Origin of the sequence: uncultured Treponema sp. (assembly GCF_945873775.1) — a bacterium.
Taxonomy (GTDB): Bacteria; Spirochaetota; Spirochaetia; order Treponematales; family Treponemataceae; genus Treponema_D.
In genome coordinates, this window is sequence record NZ_CAMCEC010000027.1 from 1 (window position 1) to 25,470 (window position 25,470).

Genomic DNA, 25,470 nt, shown 5'->3' on the forward strand with positions numbered 1-25,470 from the left:
CATTCTTAATTCAGCAGAATTCACTTCGCATGACGCAGAAGCAATTGACACTGAAACAGAAGAAACAAATGAACCGGAACCAGCTGAAAAAATTGAAGAGCCTGTTGAATCAGAAGAAACAGAGATTTCAGAACTACAGCCAGAAGAAGAAATTACAGTTCCAGCCGCAACAGAAAATTTTGAAGAGCCTGAAATTTCAGAGCCAAAAGAAATCGCTGAACCAGAAATAGACACATCATCAGAAGTTTCAGAACCAGAAATTGCAGAACAGCCGGAAGAACCAGCTCAGCAAGAAGACGAAAAGGCAACCATAACAGATGAAGATATTCCTTCACCTACTTTGGAATCGCTGAACATTCAGAATACAGAAATTAAAGACGAGCCGCTCACAGAAGACAACATTGAGTATCTTACAAGCGAAGTGCCGGAAGAACTTCGTGAAGAAGAAAATGAAGCTGAAGATGAAAATCTTGAAACAGGAATCAGCGAGCATCCAGTAGAAAATGTGTTCACAAATTGGGAAGCCGCTCCTGAACCTGAAAAAACAGAAATTCAGAATTTGGAAGAACCTGCATCTGAATCTCCGGCGGAAATCAAAGACCGTTCAAATGAAATTCCAGCTGACATGAAAGCAGAAATTAAATCTGTGCTCGCATACATGGATCAGCTTTTGGAAAATCTTCCGGAAGATAAGATTGCTGAATTTGCGCAGTCAGAGCAATTTGAAACATACAAAAAACTTTTTGCCGAACTTGGACTTTCATAATAAAAAAGCTTTAAGAATATAATTACAAAGAGCCATATTTCCAATTGGAAATGTGGCTCTGCTTTTTAAAACACGGAGAAAATATTGATGGAATTTTCAACAGCAACAAACGGCGAAACAACTTGCACTGAAAACGGATTCCGTCTGCATTCTTCCTACAATCCATCAAAAGAAGCTGAACGTTTTTGCAACACGGCGGAATGTTCATTTTATCCGCGCTATGTGCTCGTAACAGAACCTGCCCTTTCCTACTGCGTTCCATTTCTGAAAAAAAAATTCAGAAACGCAATCTTGTGCTGCATAAGATTTTCAAAAGAATTCGAAAGCACAAATTCAAGATGGAATAAAATTTTTTACGCTTATGGAAAATCACAAAAAACAAATCCGCTTCTTGAAGAGCAGATTTTTAACTTTATGGGAGATGAAGGAATTTCAGCGTGCCTTTTTCTTTCCTGGAAACCAAGTGAAAATCCGTTCAAGGAACTTTATGAATTTTCATGGGAGGCAATAAAAAAAGCTGTTTTAAAAAGCAGAAGCGTGCTTGCAACAAGAACATTTTTCAGCAAAAGATGGACAAAAAACGCGCTTAGATTTTCAATGTTCTGCAAAAAAACTGCGCTCATAAAAAATGGAACATCCGACATTGTTGTGTGCGCAAGCGGACCAAGCTTAAAATCCGATATTCCGTTTTTAAAAAAATACCGGAAAAGATTTTTTTTAATAGCAGTTTCATCGGCACTTTCTCCGCTGATTTACAATGGAATTACACCGGATTTATGCATTTCTACTGACGGCGGCTACTGGGCAAAACTTCACCTTGTTTCATTGTGCAATTCAAAAAAAATTCCGCTCGCATTGCCAGGAGAAGCCTCGTGCTTTGCATCAATATTGGAAAGCACTGACATAATTCCGCTTTTTTATGGAGACGGATGTTCAGAAGAAATTTTGAAAAGTTCAGGCTACAGCGGACATTCTGCATTTAGAAATGGCAGCGCAAGCGGGACTGCGGCTTATTTTGCACTTTCAATCACAAGCGGAAAAATTTTTTACTGCGGACTTGACCTTTCATTTTCAAAAGGACTTTCACACACACAGCCAAATGAACTTGAAAAACGAAATTCAGTTTTTGACAACAGAATATGCACAAGCGAAACTCGAAATTTTTCTTCGGAAATAAATACAGCTTCCATTAACATTTACAGAACATGGTTTTCTTCAAATGATTTTTTCGGACGAATTTTCCGGCTAAGCGACAATTTCAACTATGATTCAAAACTTGGAAAAATCCAAGACGTTGACTGGAATTTTTTTGAAAAACAAACTTTTGATTTTAAGAACAAGACAAAACCACAAATAATTGAAACGCAAAATATTTTCAACAAAGAGCAACGGATAAATTTTTTACGCGACATTGTAATAAAAAATATTTCAAATCCAGAATGGATAAAAAATGCACTGCCAGCCGAAGCCATATCTTTAGAAAGATGCAAAGACTTGTGCGAAAAAGAAAAAATTGAAAAAAGAATTCAAGAAGGAATGAAAATATTTTTTTGTGATATAATGAAAGCCCTAGGAAGAAATGTTGCAATATGATTTATTCAAATGAAATATCCGAAGCAAAAAACGGAAGCAAAATTCCATTGTTTAAAAATGGCAAGCCGGCAAATTCAAAATACAATCCTGACGCAGAACAAATTTTATTTGAATCTTCTCCGCAAGGCTGCATCATAGTTGCAGGAATTGCTGGCGGATTTCATATAGAAAAACTTCTTAATGAAAAAAACATTTCTCTTATAATTGCAGTTGAAGCTGATTCTGAAAGCCTTGAATTTTGCAAGCAGTTTTCTTCTGTAAAAAAAATATCAGAATGCAAAAAAACAATACTATGCGACAAATCTAATCTTGAAAAAACTCTTTGCACAAAATATTTTCCTGCGATTTACAAAAACCTAACGTTAGTTTTTCACAGAGCATGGAAGAATGAAAATCCTCAGATAGCTCAAGAGATTTCTTTAATTGTAAAAAACTTCCTTGAAAAAATTTCAGCGGACTATTCTGTTCAGGCGCATTTTGGAAAATTATGGCAAAGAAATATTTTGTTAAACTTAAAATTTATTTCAGACCATAGCAACGAAAATTTTTTTTCAGCAAAACTTGAACAAGATAAAATAAAAAAAACAGCAGCAATAGTAGCCGCAGGGCCAACACTGGATTTTTCAATAGAAGAAATAAAACGCGGAGATTTTTTTGTAATTTCAACTGACACTGCATTTGGCACGCTTATCCAAAATTCCATAGTTCCAGATGCCGTTATAAACATTGACGCACAGCACATTTCTTCCGAGCATTTTTTCTGTACAGGCGAAGAAACAAAGACAACTTTCGTTTTTGACTTATGTTCAAATCTCGAATCTGTAAATTTTGTATATAATAAAAAAAATAAAATTCAGTTTTGCATAAACCAGCATCCGCTTTCTTTCCTTGCCACAAAAAATATGGAGATAACAAAAATTGAATCTGGAGCAGGAACTGTAACAATTGCGGCGGCGGACTGGGCAAAAAACTGCGGATTTCAGAAACTGAAATTCTTTGGAGCAGATTTTTCATACAGCTTCGGAAAACCATACACAAAAGGAACTTATCTTGAAAAACAGTTTTTTTCAAAATCAAACAGAATAATTTCCACAGAAGAAAAATATGCTGCCTTAATGTTCAGAACAGAATTAGAAAAAATTCACGGGCAAAAAAATTCATTCACAACAGAAGTGTTAAAGCGATACAAAAAATCTCTTGAAGACTGGGCTGAAAAAAATTCGTTTAAATTAAAAAATGGAGTTTACATTTCAGAGAGAAAAATAGAAACAAAAAATTTCAGCGCAAAAAGCAATTTCAACTATTCTGAATTTTACAGTCAGTTTATAAATGGAATCAAAGAGCTTTTAAAAAATCCTGAGCCAGAAATAATTTTGGAAAGCAACTGGGGACTTTCAGTTTTGCCGATTCTTGCTTTTTTTAAAAACAACACACTTTTTGACAGTTTAAAACTTGCATACAATCAGGCTCTACGGTATAATTGAAGACTATGAGAGCAAAAAGAAATTCGATTTTTATAACAACAATTTGCGCTGTATACATTTTGTCATTGCTGGTTTTTATTATTTCGCTTGCCGCTGAATATAAGCAAGGTGCTTTTAATTCCCAGAACAGATTCAATTCAATTACAAGGGATTTAAGCAGAATCAGCAAAAATTATGCGCCGCAAAGCAAAAAGTTTTACGATGAATTTCTTGCTTCACTCGGAAACATTTCAGACATAGCAGGTCTTCAAATCAAATATGGCGAGGAGCTGATTTTTTCTTATCCTGGAAAAATGTCTGAATTTGAAAAAATAAATTCTTCACTTGTAAAAATTTATTCAACAACAGTTTTTACAGAAAATGGAATTCCGCTTTCACTTACATCTTCAATATATTTGCTCAAGCCTGTTTCAATTTTTTACAAAGGCAGGATTGCTTTTATAGTCGTAATAATTGCAACTTTGGCAACAGCAACCTATCTTGCGTTCTTCATAAAAAATGGAACTTTCCCAAAAGAGTCTGAAACCGATGACCTTGAGCAAACTGAATATCCAGAAATAGAATCCTACGATGATTTTTCAGAAGAAAATGAAGAAGAGCAAAATAACGAAGAAAATACAAATGAAGCAAATGAGGAAAACTCAGAAACTATTATAGAACAGGAAGAAGCTCCGCAAGAGCAGCAGGAAGAAGATGTTTTGGCATTTTTAAATTCTGAGCCGGAAAAAGAAGCTGACAGTCAGCCAGAGCATTCAGAAGATAAGAACGAAGCTTCCGCGGAAGAAGAACCATCGGGACTTTTCTGCCCTAGCACAGGATTTGGCTGGGAACAATATATGCTCACACGCCTTGACAGCGAGCTTATAAGATCTGCTTCAAGTGATCAGGATTTGTCATTGTTTACAATAAAAATAAAAGACATTGACTGGGATTCTGAATGCGGAAAGGAAATCAGCAAAACAATTCTTGAAAAGGTTAAATTCAACGATCTTGTTTTCAATTATAAAGAAGACGGAGCAAGCGCAATTTTCCAGAATCAGAACACAGACAAATCGCTTGTAATTGCAGGAGATCTTCACACAGAAATAACTTCTGTTCTCTCAAAATACAATGAGCAGCATTTTGTAGGAATTGGAATTTCATCACGGACGTTGCGCTTAATTTCTGCAACACGTCTTGCAAACGAAAGTGAAGAAGCATTGAATAGAGCTGACGCAGATTCTCCTATAATTGCATTTAGAGTGAATCCAGAAAGATATAAGGATTTTCTAGCGTCAGAATCATTTCAAGAAGAAACAACTTCTTCAGAACAAAAAGAAAAAGCAAGCGCAGAGACAAAACAGGAAGAATAAAAAGACCTATTCCAAATTTTCTTCTTCTACAGAATTTGATTCTTGCAAATCAGCATTTTGCTCCGGCAAAAATTCTTCTAGTTTTTTCTTTATAGCAGGAATCGATTCTTCATCTGGAAACTTTTCTTCAAGCGATTTAAATTTTTCATTTGCCTCTTCATATTTTTTTTCAGAGACAAGAACTGCAATAAGATTTTTCAGCATAAAAGAATCATCGGGATTATTTTCATAAAGACCAGAATATAAAGTTTCAGCTTCTTCCAAATTTCCGCGCATTGCTTCTATATAAGCCAAAGAAGTTTTTAAAGTCGTATTTTCAGAATCACTTTGCAAAAGCTGTTCAAAAGAGGACTGGGCTTCATTCCAGTTTTTTAAGTAAATATTGCAAAGCGCAATTTCATAAAAAGCATAGTCATGCAGAGAATCGGACGGCAAAGTTTTTTTATAATATTCAATAGCTTTGCTGTAATTTTCTAAACTCTTATAATTTTCCGCTATTGAAAAATATTCTTCAAAAAGATTTCTTTCTATAACTTTTTTTTCACAAGGAATAGAAGTTGCGCATCTGCAAAAAACAAACGGCAGCATCAAAAAAAGAAAACTTTGAATTTTCATTTTTTCACAGATTCTTCAATAACTTTGTCATCTACAACTTTATAATGCTTTCCAGTAATCGGATCGCGCAAAAATAATTCTTCAATTTTATTTTCAGAAATTTCAATTCCAGAAATTTTCAAAGTTAAGTCATCAGTCTGTTCAACTGCGCCGCCAGTCATCGCAAAAGAAAGTCCAAGCAAAGAACGAAGAGCAACTACACTTCTTTTATCTAACAAATGAATGCTGAAAGAAAGCTCATACTTTCCAGAATATTTAGCGGAATCTTTTTTATCAGGGAAATAGCAAAGAGAACCAAAAATAGCATCTGTTCCAACATTTATGCTCTGCCCTATAAGGCTTCTTAAATACTGGCCAGGTTTAGTTATGTAAAAAAGAATTTCACCTTGAGACAAATTCTGGGCAATCCAATTTTTCCAGGCAGTCTCTGGAGCCGGATTATTTTCAGCAAATTTCTTTAAAAGCGAATCAACATTTTGCGCCGCACATACTAAATTTGAAGAAGGAAACGAAGCCTGAAATCCGTCAGTTGCATGAGTAAACTTTTCAAATACTTTTTCATCATAGGAAACAAAAGATTTTTCCCAGCCGTTTTTCTTTGAAAGCGACGACTGAACTACAATATGAGGAATCGAAGTTTCTGATACAATTTGAAGACGCGAGCGGTCATCCACTGTGCCAAGACCTGCATATAAAATTTCTGTTCTTGCCGCAATAGCCTTTGCATCTTTTTCAGCAAGCCCCGAAATTCTTGAGCAAAGAATTTTTGAAACCAGCTCCTGATTTTTGCTTGCAGGAACACTCATATAAATGCTGGAATTTTCTTCAAGCAGAGAAAGAGGATCAACATTCTGAACCTCCAGCTCCACTTTAGAAGATTTGCATCCAAAGAAAATCAGCATAGCAATAAAAACAGGAACAAGTCTCTTTTTCAAATCAGCCTCCAAATTTCAACAAGAAAGATTAAATTTTCTTTACAGAAACAGTCCATTTTGCATCTTCGCAGTCAATTTCAGTTCCAGAAGTATTTTCATTCCAAACAGCAGAAGACGCAAGAGTTTCTCCAGATATAAAATCCTTGAACATTTCAAATGCAGATTTCAAAACTTCAGAGCCGCCAACAGAAAGCTCAATCCTGTCTGTAACTTCAAAGCCGCTTTCTTTTCTAAGATTTTGAATTCCACGCACTAAATCGCGCACGTAGCCTTCTTTCTGTAGCTCATCTGTAATTTTTGTATCAAGTCCGACTGTCAAAGTTCCGTCATTTATAACTTTTAAATCTTCTTTTTCAAAACGCTCAACGAGAACATTTTCCTGGTTCAAAGAAACATCTTCACCGTCAACTTTTATAGAAACAGTTTTTCCGTCAAGAATCTGCTCAATCTGCTCAATTGAAAGCTTTGTAATTTCAGCAGCGGCTGCCTTCATTTTTCCGCCCAGCTGTTTTCCGAGAACTCTGAAATTCGCCTTTGCCTTATATTCAACAAGCTCATCCTCGCGCTCATGGAAAATTACATTCTTAACATTCAGTTCTTCGGCGATTGTGTTCTGCATATCTGAAAGAACTTTTTTCTCTTCAGCGTTGCGTGTAACAAGAGCCACACTTGCAAGCGGCTGGCGGTTTTTCAAGTTAAACTGATTGCGGAGGCTTCTTCCCATTGAAACAGCTTTTTGAACGCTAGCCATTTTAAACTCAAGGTCTTCATCGCGGAATTTTTCATTGTAAACAGGATAATCCATTAAATGAACAGATTCTTTGTCTTCTGAAGTTTTTAAGTTCTGCCACAATTCCTCAGTAAGGAACGGAATAAACGGAGCAGCAACAAGCGCAAATGTTTTCAAAGCGGAATAAAGAGCGCCGTAAGCTTCAAGCTTGTCTGCATCGCTTCCAGATTTCCAGAAACGTCTTCTGTTTCTGCGGATATACCAGTTGTTAATCTGGTCGATAAATGAAAGCATAGGATCAATTGCCGCGCTAAGGTCATAGTCATCCAAGGCAGAAGAAACATCTTTTACCATTTTCTGCGCAACCGAAAGAATCCAGCGGTCAAGAGGATTTTCTGGAAGTTTAGAATCAAACTCATGTCCAGTGCAAGTAACTCCGTCAATATTCGCATACTGAACAAAGAACGAATAAGAATTCCAAAGCGGAAGAATTATGCTCTTTATTACATCGCGCACGCCTTCGTCCGAATAGCGGATTTCATCAGCTTTTACAACCGCCGAATGCATAAGGAAAAGACGGATTGCATCTGCGCTCAGCTTATTAATAGCTTCGTTAGGATCTGTGTAGTTTCGCAAACTCTTGGACATTTTTCGTCCGTCGCTTGCAAGAACAATTCCATTTACAATGCAGTTTTTAAATGCCGGCTTGTCAAAAAGATTTGAAGCAAGAACAGTAAGCGTATAGAACCATCCGCGTGTCTGATCAAGACCTTCGCTTATAAAATCAGCCGGGAAATGGCTTTCAAAATATTCCTTGTTTTCAAAAGGATAATGCTGCTGCGCATAAGGCATTGAGCCAGATTCAAACCAGCAGTCAAAAACTTCTGGAATGCGCTTCATTGTTCCGCCGCACTTTTTGCAAGGAATAGTTATTTTATCAACAAACTGCTTATGCAAATCTTCAGGATAAACTCCGCTAAACTCTTCAAGTTCTTTTCTTGAGCCAACACACAAAGTGTCGTTGCAGTCAGGGCATTTCCAAATTGGAATAGGATTTCCCCAATAGCGGTTTCGGCTGATTGCCCAGTCTCTAGCTCCAGCAAGCCATTTTCCAAAGCGGCCTTCTTTTATATGAGATGGCTGCCATTTTATCTGGGAATTCGCCTTTAAAAGACGCTCATGCTCATCAGCAACCTTTACAAACCAAGAGCCGATTCCTCTGTAAATCAAAGGAGAGCCGCATCTCCAACAATGCGGATACTGGTGAAGAATTTGATCGCGTTTTACAAGCTTGCCTTCTTTTTTCAAGCGATCCATTATGTCTTTGTCGCAATCTTTTACAAAGCGTCCTGCATAATCAGTAACTTCTTTTGTAAATTTACATTCAGCGTCCATTGGCTCAACAGAAGGAATTCCAGTTCCCTTGAAAACTTTAGAGTCCTCTTCACCAAACGCAGGAGCAATATGAACAACTCCAGTTCCGTCTTCTGTTGAAACATAGTCGGCATTGAACATTCTGAAAGCGCCATCGCTTCCGTCTTCCTTTACAGCCAAGTCCTTGAAATAAGGGAAAAGAGGCTCATATTTTGCGCCAATAAAATCTTTTCCAGTTTTCTTATAAATAACTTCGTAATCAGCTTCGTTCTTGTAATAAGAAGAAAGGCGGCTTTCTGCCAAAATATAAAAGTCTCCGCTTTCTTTGTCTTTTATTTTTACATACTCGATGTCCGGTCCCATGCAAAGACCTTCATTAGAAGGAAGCGTCCAGGGAGTTGTTGTCCAGGCAAGGAAATAAGTGTTTCCGTTTTCCATTTCTGGATCTTCAAACGCAGCAGGCGCTTTTGTTACTTTGAAACGAATTGTAATCGCTGGATCCTGCTTTTCTTTGTAGCCTTGGGCAAGTTCATGCGTAGAAAGAACAGTTGCGCATCTTGGGCAATAAGGAAGAATGTACTTTCCTTCATAAATCATTCCTTTGTCCCAAAGAGATTTTGCAACCCACCAGATTGATTCCATAAAGTCAGGATTCATTGTCTTGTAGTCGTTGTCAAAATCAACCCAGCGTCCCATGCGTGTAATTGTCTTGCGCCATTCTGAAGTGTATTTTAAAACAGAAGCGCGGCATTTGTCATTGAAATTCGCAACGCCGTAAGCTTCAATCTCGTGCTTAGAGTTAATTCCAAGCTCTTTTTCTATCAGATTTTCAACAGGAAGACCATGGCAGTCCCAGCCGAACCTACGCTCAACCTTTTTTCCTTTCATTGTCTGATAGCGCGGAATTATATCTTTTATTGTAGACGGAATAAAATGTCCAAAATGAGGAAGCCCGGTCGCAAAAGGAGGTCCGTCATAAAAAACATATTCCTCTGCGCCTTCTCTCTGCGAAACAGACTTTTTAAAAGTTTCGTTTTCTTCCCAGAATTTTAAGATTTTTTCTTCCTGCTTCGGAAAATCAGCTTTTGAATCTACAGGATTGTACATCGCATTCCGTCCTTTTATAAAATTATAAATTAATTTTAACACAAAATTCTTTAGCCTGAATGCAAAAAGCACCAGAACTAAAAAGAAAATATGAAGAAGTTTCAAAAATCAGACGAATTTTAAAACTTAAACAATTATATCAAATTGAATCAAAATAATCTATAAATAAGAAAAATTCAACTGTCATTCACTTGCCTCGACATCGGAATCCTAACAGAAATCATCAGATCAAGCTCGATAATGACAAAAAAATATAGTCAGCCAAATAGATAATTTTAACCAAAAACACAAATATCTTTTTAATTATTGTTAATTTCTATATGTCGAAATTGAAATTCCAAATGTAAACTTTTTGTTGTGGAAATCTAAACGGAGGAAAATCCTTTTTAAGCTGTCCAGACAACAGCTCCACTATCGGCATTGTTCTTTTCAATGCCGTTTTTGTTTTAAAATAAGCCTTTTTCATTATGTTGAATTTCAAATGCTGAACAATTATAATCAAAAGCATGAAGATAATCGCCGAAATTGGAACTGCGCACGCAGGCTCTTTAGATAAAGCATTTGAACTTATTGACGCAGCAGCTTTTGCAGGCGCAGACTGCGTAAAATTTCAGTGGGTTTATGCCGATGAGATTTTGCATCCAGATACAGGATTTGTAAATTTGCCTGGAGGAAAAACCCGGCTTTACGACACATTTAAACAACTTGAATGCTCTTCTGATTTCTACAATAAATGCCTTGAATATTCACATAAAAAAGGCCTTTTATTCGCCTGCTCTCCTTTCGGAACAAAATCTTTTGACGAGCTTGCAAAACTCAATCCTGACGCTATAAAAATCGCAAGTCCAGAACTGAATCATTTTCCGCTTTTACACAAATGCGCAGATTATTACAAAAAAATTCCAATTATCATTTCAAGCGGAGTTTCTAAACTAGGTGACATAGAAAAAGCAATTCAAATAATCCAAAATAAAAATGAATCTTGTGCAAATGAAAAGCACTTTCCAGACTTAACTTTGCTTCATTGCATAACTTTCTATCCTGCCCCGGAAGAACAATATAACGTAAAATGTGTAAAAACTCTGCGCCAAATATTTGGAATTCCAACAGGAATAAGCGACCACAGCCTTGATCCAGTTTTAGTTCCAGTTCTTACAGTTCTTATGGGAGGAAGTGTAATTGAAAAACATATTACCCTAAGCAAAAAAGACAGCGGACTAGACGATCCTGTAGCACTTGAACCTGAACAGTTTGCTGTAATGGTTCATTCTGTCAAGCAGGCTCTTTCAATACAAGAACGCTATAAAAAAGAAGGAAATGCCGTAAAAGAGAACTTAGAAAATGCGGCAGAAAAAGAAATTCTAAAACAGCTTGAATATGAATTTCCAAGTGAAAAAATCACAGCGGCGTTAGGAACGGGAATAAAAAGACTTGCCGCGGCAGAAGAAGAAAACTACGGAAGAACAAACCGCTCGCTTCACTATATGCGTTCACTAAAAAAAGGAAGCAAAATAGAACCAGACGACATTTCAGTTTTACGAACAGAAAAAATTCTTTCTCCCGGAATAAGCCCTGAATATTTTTCCACAATAGAAGGCTCTATACTGGAAAAAGACGTATGTTCAGGCGATGGAGTCAAGTGGGAAGATTTTATCAAAAGGTAAAAAAAGTGATTTCTACAACATCAAATCAGAAATAATCTTAAGTCCGCGGATTGTCAAGTCTTTGTCAACAACAGTAAACACATCTGTAATTGGCTTTAGAACTTTGTTAAGTCCGCCTGTTGCAACAACTTTTACAGTTTCCGCCTTGTCGCCGGTAAGCTTTTCAAGGTCTGCCTTAACTTGCCGAACAAGATATTCAACAAGCCCCTTGTATCCAAGAACAACGCCTGCCTGAATTGCAGTTTCTGTATTCATTCCAAGGCTTGAAGACGGAGCTTCCAAAGATACAAACGGAAGCTGAGCCGCATTAGTCGCCAAAGCCTTTATAGCAGTTCCCAAGCCAGGAGAAATAGTAACTCCGCGGATTGTTCCACTTGAATCAGCAACAGTCAAAGTCAAGGCAGTTCCAAAATCAACAGCAATAACAGGACCTTTGCCTTCAAACAAATTCCAGGCACTTACCGCATTGCAAAGCAAATCTGTTCCAATGTTTGTATGAGGCGAATTTGAATCCAGTCTAACAGGCAGACGTCCGCTATAAGCAAGGTCAGAAGATAAAATAAACGGAGTATTTCCGCATAAATGCTGGCAGACAACAACAAAAGGTCCAATCAATGCAGGAACAACAGAACTTATAATGCTTTTATCAAGAAATTTCGTCTGGATTCCTGCTTCCCTGCAAAGCGTGAGCAAAATAGAAGTATATTCATCTCCTGTGCGTCTTGAATCAGTTGCAATGCGCCACTGAACAGCAATTTTATCGCCATCAAAGATAGCTGCGACAATATTTGTGTTTCCAATATCCACGGCAAAAAGCAATTTTAGCCTCCAGCAAGTTACAATGTTCTGTTTAATTTAAAATATTGCATTTGCTTTTTTTTTTCAAGCGAAACAAAACAAGAACAAAATTAGCAATTGGCAAAGATTCACACTCATTGAGCAAATTAAATTTATATTATAGTATATTTCATTATGGAAACATTTATTCAACCAAAAATCTTAAAAGGATTCAGAGACTTTCTTCCACAAGATGAAATTTTGAGATCTGACCTAATTGAAAAACTCACAAAGACATTCCGCTCTTACGGATTCGTTCCTATAGACACTCCAGTTCTTGAATATACAGAGATTTTGCTCAGAAAAAGCAACGGCGAAACAGAAAAACAGATGTTCCGCTTTGAAGATAACGGCGGAAGAGATGTCGCAATGAGATTTGACTTGACAGTTCCTTTCGCAAGATTCACTGCACAGCACAAAGAAGAGCTTTACTTTCCATTTAAAAGATACCACATTTCAAAAGTATGGCGCGGAGAAAAGCCACAGGCAGGAAGATACAGAGAATTTGTGCAGTGCGACTTTGACACAGTAGGAAGCGACAGCGCAGTATCGGACTTTGAGACGCTAAGCCTTATGAAAGCAGCCCTTTCTGCCATTGGCGTTGACGAAATAAAGATTCACGTGAACCACAGAGGAATTTTCAACCGCTTTTTAAAGAAACTTGGCCTTTCAGAAAAGTCGGAAGATATTTTGAGAGCGGTAGACAAAATTGCCAAAGTGGGCGAAGAAAAAGTTTCGGCGGAACTTGAAGAAATCACAGGAAGCGCGGATTCAAGCGCAAAAATTATTGACTACATAAAGCCTCTTTCTTCATTCGAAGAGACACTTTCACACATAGAAGAGCTTGCCGGCGGAGAAGATGAAGACTCAAAACGCATGAAAACAATCTTCAGCATGATGAAAGCAGCGGGAATTGAAGAAACTTACATGCTAGATCCTGCAATTACACGCGGTCTTGACTATTATACAGGCATTGTTTACGAAACTTTCCTTGAAAAACTGCCGTCAATAGGTTCTGTTTGCTCAGGCGGAAGGTATGACAATCTCGCAGGACTTTACATGAAAGAAAAACTGCCAGGCGTAGGCTCAAGCATTGGATTGGACAGGCTGATTGCAGGACTTTCTGAGCTTGGAATTACAAACGCAAAAGGCAGCTATCTTGATGTGGAAATATTCAACACCGATGAAAATCTGAATGTTCAATATCAGGAAGTGGCAGTAAAACTCCGCAAAGAAGGAATTTCCGTAGAAGTATTCCCAGACACTGTAAAAATCAACAAACAGTATTCTGTAACAGACAAAAAACAGATTCCCTGGGGAATTATGCTTTCAAGCAACAGCGAAACCGCAAATACAGTCACGCTAAAGAACTTAAAGACAAGAGAAATCTTTGAGTCCATTTCAATTGAAGATGCGGCAAAAAAGATTAAAAGTTGAATTTTACTGTCATACTTGTCATTATCGGGCTTGACCCGATAATCTAGTGTAATTTTTCAGCATATCTTCGGGTCAAGCCCGAAGATGACATTGGGTCAAGCACGGGAATGACAGTTTATTTTACATCTGTTTTAGCAAGTTCACCATTTCAATTGCTCCAAGGGCGCAGTCGTAGCCTTTGTTTCCGGCTTTTGTTCCGGCGCGCTCAATCGCCTGGTCAATTGTATCTGTTGTAAGAACTCCGAACATAACTGGAATTCCAGTCTGCAAGCTAACTTGCGCAATTCCTTTTGAAACTTCAGCGCAAACGTAGTCATAGTGGCTTGTAGCTCCGCGGATTACAGCTCCAAGGCAAATAACAGCATCGTATTTTTTGCTTTCAGCCATTTTTTTTGCGGCAACTGGAATTTCAAAAGCGCCAGGAACCCAGCAAAGAGTTATGTCATCATCTTCAACGTCGTGGCGGACAAGCCCGTCTTTTGCGCCCGCAACAAGCTTTGAAACAATAAACTCATTGAATCTTGCGGCGACAATTCCAACCTTAATTTTGCCTGCGCTTCCAGCAACAACTTTTCCTTCAATAATTTTCATTTTTTTCCTCCAAAATATTTTTTTAGAACCGGCTAAACGTTAGAAAGCAAATGCCCCATCCGCTTTGCCTTTGTTTTCAAATAAAATTCATCATATTTTTGAACAGGAATTTCAAGCGGAATGCGCTCTTCAATTTCGATTCCGTTTTCCTTGCAGTTCATGGCGTCAATTTTCTGCGGATTGTTTGTCATAAGGCGAAGTTTTGAAATTCCAAGATTTTTTAGAATTTGAATTCCGCATGAATAGTCCCGGGCATCTTCTGGAAGACCAAGCGCAAGATTAGCGTCCACGGTATCCATGCCTTTGTCCTGAAGACTGTAAGCCTTTATCTTGTTAAGAATTCCAATTCCCCTTCCTTCCTGCGAAAGATAAACGAGAACTCCCCTTCCTTCCTGAGAAATTTTTTTCATTGCAAGATCAAACTGCTCGCCGCAATCGCATTTTCTTGAGCCGAAAGTATCGCCTGTAAGACATTCGCTGTGAACACGGCACAAAACACTTTTTCCGTCGGAAACATTTCCCATGACCAAAGCCTCATGATGCTCGCCAGTGATTGTGTCCAAAAATCCATAAAGCTTAAACTCGCCGTACTTTGTAGGAAGATTCGCTTCTGCAACGCGCTCAATGAATTTTTCAGTTGACTTTCTATATTCAATCAAATCGGCAATTGTTATAAGAGTTAAGTTCCACTCCCTTGCTTTTTCTTCAAGTTCAGGGCGGCGCGCCATGTGTCCGTCTGCGCTCATAATCTCGCAGCAAAGTCCGGCTGGCTCAAGTCCGGCTAAGCGGCACAAATCAACAGTCGCTTCGGTATGACCCTGGCGTTCAAAAATTCCCTTGTCTTTTGCAACCAAAGGAAACATGTGTCCCGGTCGGCGAAAATCTTCCGGTTTTGTTTCTGGTTTTACAAGAGCAACAGCAGTGGCGCTTCTTTCAAATGCGCTGATTCCTGTTGTTGTTGAAACATGATCTACTGAAACAGTAAAGGCTGTTTCGTGGTTGTCCTGATTCTGAAACGTCATCGGATAAAAATTAAATTTCTTTGCAATTTCAGAGCTTACTGGCATACAGATAAGTCCGCACGCATTCCGCGCCATGAAATTTATATTTTCACCTGTAGCAAATCTTGCGGCGCAAATCAAGTCGCCTTCATTCTCGCGAGACTCGTCATCAGTAACCATTATAATTTTTCCGCCGCGCAAATCCTGCAAAGCCTTTTCTATAAGAGCAAATTTTTCAGTCTTCATTTTTTTCCTCCAAAGTAAAATGCCTTATATATTTTCCAACTATGTCGCATTCAATGTTCACCAAATCTCCAGGCTTTTTTTTGCTTAAAACAGTGTTGCTCCAAGTATGCGGAATCACCGCTGCGAAAATAACGCAAGTTGAGCCGCTCCATTTTACAGAAGCAATAGTCAGGCTGATTCCGTCAATTGCAACAGAGCCTTTTTCAATCATAAAGTCGCCAAGTTTTTTTTCCATTGAAAACTGAATGTTCACGGCGTTTTCATTTTTTGAGAAAGCAAGAATTCTTCCAGTTCCGTCGATATGTCCAGAAACAATGTGTCCGCCGAATCTTCCGTCCGCTTTCATTGCACGCTCAAGATTTACAAAGCTTCCGGAGCGAAGGATTTTTAAGGAAGTGCGGCTAAAAGTTTCAGGCGTAACATCGGCTTTAAAAACAGAGCCAGAAAATTCAGCGACAGTCAGGCAAACTCCATTCACGGCAATGCTTTCGCCAAGCACAAGTTTTTCATTAAAACTAGACTGAATCTCAATCGAAAAAGAATGGCCGGAACGCACAATATTTTTTACATTGCCAAGGCTTTCTATAATTCCCGTGAACAAAATTATTCCCCCAAACACAGCTCTTGAAAATCGTATTCCAAAAGCAAATCACCAGAAAAAGTTTTTACATTTTTCAGCGAAAGATTCACGCAAGACAAAAGGCTTGTGCATTCAATTCCCTGCACCGGCGAATGCACAGCTCCATTTTTTCCGCCCAAAATTTTTGGAGCGACAAAGCAAAGCACTTTGTTTACAAGGCATTTTTTTTCTTTGCCGTAAAAAAACAGGCTTGAATTAAGTGCGCCGCCGGATTCAACAAGAACGCTATCAATTGAAAACTCGCCAAGTTTTTTTAGCGCTTGCAAAATGTCGATATGCGAATCTTTTTTTTCAACCTGAATTACTTTTGCGCCTTTTTCCTCAAGTGCAGATTTTTTTTCGGAACTAGAGCAAGTAAAAATTACAAGCGGAACTTCATTCGCAGTTTTTACAAGATTGCATTCAAGCGGAATTTTCAGTTCCGTATCAAGAACAAGACGAACCGGCTGCTTCAATCCTTCGCCTTGGATTCTACAAGTTAAAAGCGGATCATCTTTTAGAACAGTCTGGATTCCGCACATAACGGCCGCAGTTGTTCCGCGCAAATAATGAACATATTCACGGGAACTTTCGTTTGTAATCCACTTGCTTTCGCCTGAAGAAAGTGAAGTTTTTCCGTCTGCGGTTTGTGCATATTTTACAATCACAAAAGGACGCTTAGTTGTTATATAATAGAAGAAAATTTCATTAAGAGAATCGCATTCAGCTTTCATAAAATCCCGGAAAACTTTTATTCCCGCATTTTCAAGCTGAAGAACGCCTTTTCCGTTTACAAGAGAATTTGGATCGCGGCTTCCAATCACGACATTTTTTATTCCGGCATCTATGATTGCCTGAGTGCACGGCGGCTGTTTTCCTGTGTGGCAGCAAGGCTCCAATGTAACGTAAAGATTTGCTCCACGGACGCAGACTTTTTTTTCCATTGCATTTTTTAAAGCGTCCCGCTCCGCATGAAGATTTCCATATTCGTGATGAAAACCTTCAGCAATAATTTTTCCGTCTTTTTCAATTACCGCGCCAACAAGAGGATTCGGATGAACTTTTCCGCCGCCTTTTTTTGCAAGCTCAATTGCACGCTGCATAAAAATTTTCTGAGGAACAAAAACAGCATTTTTCTCTTCTGCAAAAGCATCCATACAAAAAAAGTTTTATATCAAACTAAAAATATTGTCAATACAAGCCCCTTATGCTCGTTTGACAATAGAAACATTTTTATCTATTATATGTTGTTATGAAAAAATGCGGGACTATTCCACTCATTCTTAGCGGAGCATTGCTTTTTTTTGCGCTTGTTTTCGGCTCTCTTCTTGGAGCTGGGCTTGCTGCTACACGGAATACAATAAACACTGAAAATTTCACAGACTTTGAAACTTCACTTCCAACAAGGCTTTTGGATATAAACGGCGAGCTTATAACTGAATTTGCAAGCGATGAGCGGCGGGAAATAATTGCGCTGAAAAATCTTCCGCAGCACATGATTGACGCACTGCTTACAAGAGAAGACCGCATTTTTTACAGCCACCATGGATTCAGCATAAAGGCTTTGTTCAGGGCAGTTGTCGGAGTTCTTACAAGAAGCTCTCTTGGCGGAGGCTCAACACTTTCTCAGCAAATCGCGGGAACTTTGTACTGCGACCGGCAGGAATATTCAGTCAAGCGAAAGCTCAAGGAACTTTGGTGGGCAATCCAAATGGAGCGCAGATATTCAAAGGATGAAATCTTAGAGCTTTATCTGAATAAAATTTATTTTGGCGGCGGAACTTACGGAGTCAACGCGGCAAGCAAATATTACTTCGGGCACGATGCCACAGAAATAACTCCAGCGGAATCTGCAATTCTTGTAATTCAGCTTTCAAACCCTTCATTCTATAATCCGTTCGAACATCCAAACCGGGCAATGGCAAGACAAAAAGATGTTCTTGAAGCGATGGTGAATTCTGGCTACATTTCCCAGCAGCAGGCGGACGACAGTTTTGACACATACTGGGCAAACTTTGACTACACAAGAACAAACGCTTCCGCGCACGCAATGCAAAATGACGAAGCTCCTTGGTTCAGTGAATATGTAAGAAGAAATTTAAGCGGAATGATTTACGGAACAGAAGACATTTACACAAGCGGATTCACCGTAAACACAACATTGAATCTTTCGCACCAAAAAGCCGCGGAAGAAGTAATGCAGGATTATATCCATGCGGCAAACAGAATTTACCAGCGGACAATGAATTCCCACGAGCGTGCGACATTCAGCAAATATATTCCGCTCACAGAACTTTTCAGCCTTGTATTCAACTTGCCGGACTTGAAACTTGGCGAGCAAAGAAACCAAGCAACAGCAATGAATCACTACCGCGATGAAATAAATCCTATAATCGATGTAATGTCCATGGTCTGCGGAATCGAATCCTTAAAGACTGAAATCGTCAACAAAGGAAATTCCTTGATTCAGCAAAAGGCGGAAAAAACAACGATTGAAGGAACAATGATTGCCATTGAAAATTCAACAGGATACATAGATGCGCTTGTCGGCGGCTCAAAATATGACAAGACAAACCAGTTTATCCGTGCGGTGCAGGCAAAGCTTCAGCCTGGCTCAACTTTCAAGCCGCTTTATTATTCCGAAGCAATTGAAAGCCAGAAATTTACAATGACAACAATTATAAGCGACACGCCGCAGGTTTTCCATAAAGAAGACGGAACTCCTTATATTCCGCAGGACTTTAAAGGCCAGTGGGAAGGCGATGTTGAATTCTGGTATGCTTTAGCCCACTCCATGAATGTGCCTTCAATAAAAGTTTTGGACACAATCGGATTTGACTCTGCAATAAAAAGAACTTCCGCGCTGCTAGGAATTCCTTCAAACGAATTTGAATCAAGGCACTTTGAGCCGGTTTATCCGCTTGGTCTTGGAGTCTGTTCAGTGCGTCCTATTGAAGTTGCAAAAGCTTATGCCACAATCGCAAACCGCGGAAAAGAAGTCAAGCCGATTGCAATTCTTTCAGTTGAAGACAAAAACGGAAACATAATTTTCAATCCGGGAAAAGAACAGGCAGACGCGCAAAAGTCCAGAAACGGCTCAAAGCAAATTCTTACAGAAGAAACAGCATTTATAATGCAGGAAATTATGAAGAATACTGTTGCAAGCGGAACTTTAAGATACGGCTCTGACTGGGACTCAACATACTGGGTTACAGGAAAAAGAAAAGGCCGCGGAAATAAATTCAACTTTGTAAATTCAAACGGAAAAACATTTCAAATGCCTGTAGCAGGAAAAACAGGAACAACGCAAAACTGGGCAGACGCTTGGGCAGCAGGATTTACGCCGTACTACACTTCTGTTTTCTGGTTCGGATTTGACAAGCCAGGACAGTCGCTTGGACTTTCGATTACCGGCTCAACTTTGGCTGGTGTTGCTTGGGGCGACTTTATGAATGCGGCGAACAAAGACAAGCCGTACAAGCCGTTCTATGACGAAATGCCAAAAGACTTGATTCAGCTTGAAGTCTGTACAAAAAGCGGCGGAATTTTGACGCCTGAATGCGGAAGCAATAGAATCACTGCATATTATTATCCAGGAACAGAACCGACCGAGCCATGCAAAAAGCACACAGACGATTCTGGCAGAACATTGGGAGCCGCAAGACTTCAAAAAGCAAAAATTCAGGCAGGCTACAGTTTTGACGAAGGAATTGACGACAGTCCGCTTATGGTTGACTTGAGCTTCCTTAAGAGCGGAAAACTTTCTTCAGAAATAAGACAGGAAGAATCAGAATATGAACTCTTGCAGCCGCAAAGAAATTCCGATGATTTTTCAAACTGGCTTCTTGACTAAAAAACAAAGATTGCCTATTTTTTAATTAAATGCTTGTAAAAATTGAAGATATAAAAGTAAAAAAAAGAGTTCGCCGCGATTTGGGAGATTTGACCGCATTAAAAGAAAGTATGCACCGTTACGGTCTTATGAATCCAATCACGCTGAATTCCAGCTACGAGCTTGTTGCAGGGGAACGCAGGCTTGAAGCTGCAAAATCTCTTGGCTGGGAAAGAATAAACGCAAATGTCCTTGACTCAAATGTTGACAATATCCGCCAGCTTGAAATGGAGCTTGAAGAAAACAATCAGCGTAAGGAATTTACAGACGAAGAACTCATGGAAGGATACAAGCGTCTTGAAAAGCTAAAAAATCCTCCGCTGATTATGCGTCTTCTAAAATTCATTGCCAATATCTTTATAAAAATCGCAGAGTTTATAAAATCGCTTTTTGGAAAAAAATAATTTTAAACTCTTACAACAATTTCTCTTTGCATTTCATCATTTTGTGCCTTATAATTAAAGGATAAAAAATATCATATTAGCCTAAACTTCGAGTTTTATAGTTTAATGTCATTATCGGGCTTGACCCGATAATCTATTGAAATTTTACAGTAGATTCCTGACCGAGTTTACTGCGTAAACTTCGCAGTGTCGTAGCACGAGAATGACACATAAATGAACTGTTCTTTTCAAAATTCGACATTCAGGCTATTAAAAAAATCTGCATAACTTTGGAGGCACATCATGAAAAAAATCAAAATAACATTTCCAGACAATTCATTCATAGAGGCAGAAAATGAAATCCGCCCAATTCTTTTCCTTGAAAAATTCAATGCACAAAATAAAAAAATTGTCGCAGTAAAAGTAAACAATGAAATCTGCTCGTTAGACAGCCCTGTAAACATAACCTCAAGCATAGAGCCTGTTTTTTCAGACTCAAAAGACGGAAGCGCAATCTACAGAAGATCGCTTTGCTTTGTTCTAGCGGCGGCGGCACATAAAATCTTCCCGGGAAAAAGGCTTTTGGTCGGACACAGCTTGGGCTATGGCTACTACTACACGCTTGAACTTGGAGAGCCTCTTACAAAAGAAAATATTTTAAAGCTAAAAAATGAAATGGAGCAAATAGTAAAAGACGACAAAATAATCGAAACCGACTTCATTTCATATTCAGAAGCCTGCTCGCTTTTTGAAGAGCTCGGACTTACAGAAACCAGAAAGCAGCTGAACTACAGATGCCCTTCCCGCGTTCAAATCAACAGGCTTGAAGGCTTTTCCGATTTGTATTTTGGACCGCTAGTTGGAACAACAGGCATTTTAAATGTTTTTGACTTGCTTCCATATAGCGACGGATTTCTTTTGAGATTCCCTAAAAAAGGCCAGCCTGAAAAACTCACAGAATTTGTCGATCAGCCAAAGCTTTTTGAAATTTACAAGTCTTACAAGCTCTGGGGAAAAAGGCTGAATGTAACTTCCGCGGCAAGCTTAAACCAGCTGATTCACGACAGAAAAGAATCTGAATTTATCGACATAACTGAAACGCTTCAGACAAAAAGAATTTCCACAATTGCAGATGAAATTCTAAAGAAAAAGTCAGCAAGGATTGTCCTTATAGCAGGCCCGTCTTCTTCTGGAAAAACAACAACCAGCAAAAAACTTGCATTGCAGCTCGAAGCAATCGGATACAAGCCAAAAGTAATAAGCCTTGACAGCTATTATCTTGGTCGCGCGCAAACTCCAAAAGATGAAAACGGAAACTACGACTACGAATGCCTTGAAGCCTTGAACATTGAGCTTTTAAATCAAAATCTTGTTGACTTGTTTGCAGGAAAACAAATCAAGCTGCCATCCTATGACTTTCATGCAGGAGTAAGCTATTTTAAGGGCGACACAATGACTTTAGAAGAAAGCGATATTTTAATCATGGAAGGAATTCACGGACTTAACGACAAGCTTACACCACTAGTCCCGGCGGATAAAAAGTTTAAAATCTATATTTCCGCATTGACCCAGCTGAATCTTGACGACCACAATAGAATTTCAACAAGCGACAATAGGCTTATAAGAAGAATTGTAAGAGATTCCCGCTATAGAGGAAAAAGCGCGGCGGACACAATCGCAATGTGGGAAAGCGTTCAAAAAGGCGAGCAGCTTCACATATTTCCGTTCCAAAACAATGCTGATGCAATGCTGAACACTGCGCTGGATTACGAGCTTCCGGTTTTAAAGGTTTATGCAGAACCGCTTTTAAGATGTGTAAGTCCGCTCCAAAAGGAATATGCAGAAGCAAACAGGCTGCTTCAATTCTTAAACTGCTTCTCTACAATTCCTGCAACTTCAGTTCCAACGCAGTCTATAATCAGGGAATTTATCGGCGGAAGCGCATTTAAATACTAAAGCAAATTTTTTCTGGCAGTCACAATATCGTCGGCTGCCAGTTCCTCTGCTTTTAAGTTGTCCTTTTTCCACTGGCGGAATTTATTTTCCTTTAGCTTTTCAAGGACTTTGACTTTTTGCATTGCCTGCCGGACAACTTCGCGTTTTTCATCCGCGGCAATTTGCGCTGTGGCAAGCTCTTCCAAAAACTTTTCTTTCTTCTGTTCAAGCATGAAAAAAAAAGACTGTATTTCAGCCTGAATAAGAAAATCTGTGTTTGTGTCGAAATTTTTTATTGTGGAAACTTTTCGCTTTGCAATGGATTCAAGTTCGCCCTGAATTCTTGCGACTTCTGCATTTGCCTTGCCAAGCTCCATTTCTGCCTGACGCTGCTCAAATATTCTGAGGTCAAGAATTTTCTGCATTGAAAAAGCGAATTTCTTCATAAAGCAAAAAAAATCAAGCAGGAGATTCTGAATATTCGGCTTCAGGAATTTCAATTCCGCTTAGTTCTGAAAGAGATTTCAGCGTGTCTTCAATTGTAAGATGGCAGTTTTCTTCCTGGCACAAAAATTCTTCAACAGCCTGATGATGGTCAATGGCTTCGTCAATTTCCGGGGAAGAGCCTTTTTGGTAAACACCAGCGTTTATCATTTCTTCCTGCTCTGAATAAACAGAAATCCAACGGCGCACACGCTGCACTGCTTTTTTTGTGCAAGTTCCAGAAACACGCTTTGAAAGACGGCTGATGCTTGTAAGCATATCGATTGCAGGATAATGCTGACGAGCCGCAAGGGAACGCTGCAAAACAATATGTCCGTCTAAAGTTCCGCGCACTTTATCAGCAATAGGCTCATCCATATCATCGCCGTCAACAAGGACTGTATAAAAGGCGGTAATGCTTCCTTTGTCATTTGTTCCAGTTCGCTCAAGAAGCTTAGGCAGCATATCAAAAACGCTCGGAGGATAACCTCTTTGCGCAGGAGGCTCGCCGGTTGCAAGACCAATTTCTCTTTGCGCATGGGCAAAACGAGTTACGCTGTCAAACATCAGCATAACGTCCTTCCCTTGGTCGCGGAAATATTCAGCTATGGCAGTTGTAACATAAGCGGCTCTCAATCTTGAAATGGAAGGCTGATCGCTAGTTGCAACAACAAGAACAGAACGTTTAAGTCCTTCTTCTCCCAAGTCGCGCTTTATAAAATCCATAACTTCGCGTCCACGCTCTCCAATAAGACCGATTACGTTTATATCAGCATTTGTATTCCGCGCAATCATTGAAAGAAGCGTTGACTTTCCAACTCCAGAGCCTGCAAAAATTCCAAGACGCTGGCCTTTTCCAACTGTAAGGATTCCGTCAATGGCACGAACTCCAGTTACAATGCGCTTGTCAATCGGCTTGCGTTCCATTGGGTTCGGAGGAGATGCAAGAGCCGGATAATATGCTTCTGGGAAAATTTCGCCTTTTCCGTCATAGGGCTTTCCAGTTGCATCTATTACGCGCCCCAAAAGAGATGGTCCTACAGGAACTTCCAAAACGTGCCCGGAAGCAACAACTTCACAGCCAACTTCAATTCCCTTGGTTTCTCCGTAAGCCATAAGACGTACAGAAGAACCTTCAAGCCCAACAACTTCTGCAAGAACAGAACTTTGAATGCTTGGAATGTGAATTGTGCAGATTTCGCCAATTACAGAGCGAGGACCTTTGCTTTCTATCATAAGACCTTTTACGCCTATGACAGAGCCGGTATATTTTATGGGTTCAATTCGTTCTATGCTATGAATGTATTTATCAAAAAAATTTTCCATTTTAAATTATCCCACAGCAGCTGCAAACAGCAACTTGCAGACTTTGCAAAAAAACTGCCACTTTCATACTTGACAAAAGAACTTTTCTTTTATCAAGCACAAAAATATATTGCCGGATAAACTCCGGCAATAACAAATAAAATAAACAAATGAATCAACTGTCGGGATTTATAACTTCTGACTTGCCCACAGTTTTTATTGGCGAAATATTCAAAATCTGAGTTTCAAGTTCATTCAGCTGGCTTGAAATGCGCGCGTCAATTGCGCCGAAGTCTGTTTCAACAATACAGCCGCCTTTTTCAACAGAACTGTCTTCAACAACAGAAATATTCTTTATATTTTCAACCTGACGGATAAAGTCTTTTATATGCTCGGTTGTAAGCTTTACATCGGCAAGATTTACGCGCAATGTTACGTCCCCAGAGCCTTTTACTTTTTTCAAAGCCTGAAGAACATTCGACATTATAACGCTCTTTTGATTTTCGCTCATAATCTTAACAACTTTGCGCGCTATTAAAATTACAAGGTTCACAATCTGCTGCTCTGTATTGTCAAGAATTTCCTGCCTTTTTGCCTGAACAGCTTCAATCATTTTATGAATGCGCTCAACAAGACGCTGGGCTTCTTCATTTCCAGCCTTATAGCCTTCCTCATGTCCAGCTTTAAATCCATCGTTCTTTGATTTTTCAAAAATGGATTTCTCTTCTATTTTTGCGTTGGAAATAATATCCTGCGCTTCTGCCTTTGCTTTTTCAACAATATCCTGCGCTTCTTTTTGCGCCTGGGATTTTATTACGGCAGCCTGATCGCTTTGATGCTTTACCTGTGCAAACGCGGCATCTTCCGCATTTTTTACAATCTGATCCGCATCAGCCTGAGCCTTTGCAAGCATCTTGGCCTTTTCATCTTCCCACTGAAGCTTAAAAGCCTCCGCTTCCTTGCGCAAGTCGTCTGCTGTAGGACCTGTATATTCAGGAACTTCCTCAACTTTTTCTTCTACAGGGGGCGCAAAATTTTTTGTAAACTGAAGGACAACTTCGCCCTTTGTGTTGTTTACTTCTGCCGGTCTGAATACAGTTTGTGCCATGCTAAATGCCTCC

The 25,470-nt window shown here is 39.1% G+C and carries 19 protein-coding genes and 1 pseudogene; 9 read left to right on the forward strand and 11 right to left on the reverse strand.

Annotation, left to right across the window (positions count from 1 at the left end; translation table 11 throughout):
- From Q0N70_RS10800 to Q0N70_RS10815, 4 genes and pseudogenes are all read left to right on the forward strand, one after another.
- Nucleotides 1-766: pseudogene (locus Q0N70_RS10800) on the forward strand (hypothetical protein); the annotation flags it as partial.
- An 87-nt stretch (nucleotides 767-853) separates the two neighbouring features.
- Nucleotides 854-2,359 (forward strand): 6-hydroxymethylpterin diphosphokinase MptE-like protein, encoded by a 1,506-nt coding sequence (locus Q0N70_RS10805; protein ID WP_294016634.1) that lies wholly within the window; start codon nucleotides 854-856, stop codon nucleotides 2,357-2,359.
- Entirely contained in the window at nucleotides 2,356-3,843 is a 1,488-nt protein-coding gene (locus Q0N70_RS10810) for a 6-hydroxymethylpterin diphosphokinase MptE-like protein (RefSeq protein WP_294016636.1), read from the forward strand. The genes Q0N70_RS10805 and Q0N70_RS10810 overlap by 4 nt, the downstream gene beginning before the upstream one ends.
- A gap of 5 nt (nucleotides 3,844-3,848) precedes the next feature.
- The gene (locus tag Q0N70_RS10815) at nucleotides 3,849-5,195 is read left to right on the forward strand and encodes a hypothetical protein (RefSeq protein ID WP_294016638.1); all 1,347 of its coding nucleotides are present in this window, start codon (nucleotides 3,849-3,851) and stop codon (nucleotides 5,193-5,195) included.
- A gap of 6 nt (nucleotides 5,196-5,201) precedes the next feature.
- On the opposite strand, the gene Q0N70_RS10820 is transcribed toward Q0N70_RS10815, so the two are convergent.
- Genes Q0N70_RS10820 through ileS form a run of 3 tightly spaced genes read right to left on the reverse strand, consistent with a single transcriptional unit; the run spans nucleotide 5,202 to nucleotide 9,956 of the window.
- On the reverse strand, nucleotides 5,202-5,810 hold the full coding sequence (locus tag Q0N70_RS10820) for a tetratricopeptide repeat protein (protein WP_294016640.1): 609 nt from the start codon (nucleotides 5,808-5,810) through the stop codon (nucleotides 5,202-5,204).
- A complete protein-coding gene (locus tag Q0N70_RS10825) occupies nucleotides 5,807-6,745 on the reverse strand; it encodes a hypothetical protein (RefSeq protein ID WP_294016642.1) in 939 nt (312 codons plus the stop codon). Before Q0N70_RS10825 ends, Q0N70_RS10820 begins: the two co-directional genes overlap by 4 nt.
- Nucleotides 6,746-6,773: 28 nt before the next feature.
- Nucleotides 6,774-9,956: an isoleucine--tRNA ligase gene (ileS, locus tag Q0N70_RS10830; RefSeq protein WP_294016683.1), complete on the reverse strand. Its 3,183-nt coding sequence runs from the start codon at nucleotides 9,954-9,956 to the stop codon at nucleotides 6,774-6,776.
- A gap of 506 nt (nucleotides 9,957-10,462) precedes the next feature.
- Between ileS and Q0N70_RS10835 the strand changes: the two genes are divergently transcribed.
- The gene (locus Q0N70_RS10835; RefSeq protein ID WP_294016644.1) at nucleotides 10,463-11,620 is read left to right on the forward strand and encodes an N-acetylneuraminate synthase family protein; all 1,158 of its coding nucleotides are present in this window, start codon (nucleotides 10,463-10,465) and stop codon (nucleotides 11,618-11,620) included.
- A gap of 12 nt (nucleotides 11,621-11,632) precedes the next feature.
- Here the strand turns inward: Q0N70_RS10835 and Q0N70_RS10840 are convergent, their stop codons facing one another.
- The gene (locus Q0N70_RS10840) at nucleotides 11,633-12,439 is read right to left on the reverse strand and encodes a type III pantothenate kinase (RefSeq protein ID WP_294016646.1); all 807 of its coding nucleotides are present in this window, start codon (nucleotides 12,437-12,439) and stop codon (nucleotides 11,633-11,635) included.
- Between the two features lie 153 nt (nucleotides 12,440-12,592).
- Between Q0N70_RS10840 and hisS the strand changes: the two genes are divergently transcribed.
- The gene (gene hisS, locus Q0N70_RS10845) at nucleotides 12,593-13,894 is read left to right on the forward strand and encodes a histidine--tRNA ligase (RefSeq protein WP_294016648.1); all 1,302 of its coding nucleotides are present in this window, start codon (nucleotides 12,593-12,595) and stop codon (nucleotides 13,892-13,894) included.
- Between the two features lie 120 nt (nucleotides 13,895-14,014).
- Here hisS and ribE read toward each other — a convergent pair whose 3' ends face one another.
- The 4 genes from ribE to ribD are packed head-to-tail and all read right to left on the reverse strand — an operon-like array spanning nucleotide 14,015 to nucleotide 17,508.
- A complete protein-coding gene (ribE, locus tag Q0N70_RS10850; protein ID WP_294016650.1) occupies nucleotides 14,015-14,485 on the reverse strand; it encodes a 6,7-dimethyl-8-ribityllumazine synthase in 471 nt (156 codons plus the stop codon).
- 32 nt (nucleotides 14,486-14,517) lie between these two features.
- Nucleotides 14,518-15,732, reverse strand: coding sequence for a bifunctional 3,4-dihydroxy-2-butanone-4-phosphate synthase/GTP cyclohydrolase II (locus tag Q0N70_RS10855; RefSeq protein ID WP_294016652.1), 1,215 nt, complete (start codon nucleotides 15,730-15,732; stop codon nucleotides 14,518-14,520).
- A complete protein-coding gene (locus Q0N70_RS10860) occupies nucleotides 15,722-16,333 on the reverse strand; it encodes a riboflavin synthase (RefSeq protein ID WP_294016654.1) in 612 nt (203 codons plus the stop codon). The genes Q0N70_RS10855 and Q0N70_RS10860 overlap by 11 nt, the downstream gene beginning before the upstream one ends.
- Before the next feature lie 2 nt (nucleotides 16,334-16,335).
- Nucleotides 16,336-17,508, reverse strand: a complete 1,173-nt coding sequence (gene ribD, locus Q0N70_RS10865; RefSeq protein WP_294016656.1) for a bifunctional diaminohydroxyphosphoribosylaminopyrimidine deaminase/5-amino-6-(5-phosphoribosylamino)uracil reductase RibD — start codon at nucleotides 17,506-17,508, stop codon at nucleotides 16,336-16,338.
- Between the two features lie 95 nt (nucleotides 17,509-17,603).
- On the opposite strand from ribD, the gene Q0N70_RS10870 reads away from it, so the two are divergent.
- The 3 genes from Q0N70_RS10870 to Q0N70_RS10880 all read left to right on the forward strand — a co-directional run bounded on the left by Q0N70_RS10870 (nucleotide 17,604) and on the right by Q0N70_RS10880 (nucleotide 22,582).
- The gene (locus Q0N70_RS10870) at nucleotides 17,604-20,204 is read left to right on the forward strand and encodes a penicillin-binding protein 1A (RefSeq protein ID WP_294016658.1); all 2,601 of its coding nucleotides are present in this window, start codon (nucleotides 17,604-17,606) and stop codon (nucleotides 20,202-20,204) included.
- Nucleotides 20,205-20,233: 29 nt separating this feature from the next.
- Nucleotides 20,234-20,647: a ParB N-terminal domain-containing protein gene (locus Q0N70_RS10875; protein WP_294016660.1), complete on the forward strand. Its 414-nt coding sequence runs from the start codon at nucleotides 20,234-20,236 to the stop codon at nucleotides 20,645-20,647.
- Nucleotides 20,648-20,929: 282 nt separating this feature from the next.
- Nucleotides 20,930-22,582 (forward strand): nucleoside kinase, encoded by a 1,653-nt coding sequence (locus Q0N70_RS10880; RefSeq protein ID WP_294016662.1) that lies wholly within the window; start codon nucleotides 20,930-20,932, stop codon nucleotides 22,580-22,582.
- On the opposite strand, the gene fliJ is transcribed toward Q0N70_RS10880, so the two are convergent.
- The 3 genes from fliJ to fliH all read right to left on the reverse strand — a co-directional run bounded on the left by fliJ (nucleotide 22,579) and on the right by fliH (nucleotide 25,457).
- Entirely contained in the window at nucleotides 22,579-23,007 is a 429-nt protein-coding gene (gene fliJ, locus Q0N70_RS10885; RefSeq protein WP_294016664.1) for a flagellar export protein FliJ, read from the reverse strand. The two genes, Q0N70_RS10880 and fliJ, sit on opposite strands and share 4 nt — an antisense overlap.
- Before the next feature lie 13 nt (nucleotides 23,008-23,020).
- A complete protein-coding gene (locus tag Q0N70_RS10890) occupies nucleotides 23,021-24,370 on the reverse strand; it encodes a FliI/YscN family ATPase (protein ID WP_294016666.1) in 1,350 nt (449 codons plus the stop codon).
- A gap of 154 nt (nucleotides 24,371-24,524) precedes the next feature.
- On the reverse strand, nucleotides 24,525-25,457 hold the full coding sequence (fliH, locus tag Q0N70_RS10895; protein WP_294016668.1) for a flagellar assembly protein FliH: 933 nt from the start codon (nucleotides 25,455-25,457) through the stop codon (nucleotides 24,525-24,527).
- Nucleotides 25,458-25,470: the final 13 nt, after the last annotated feature.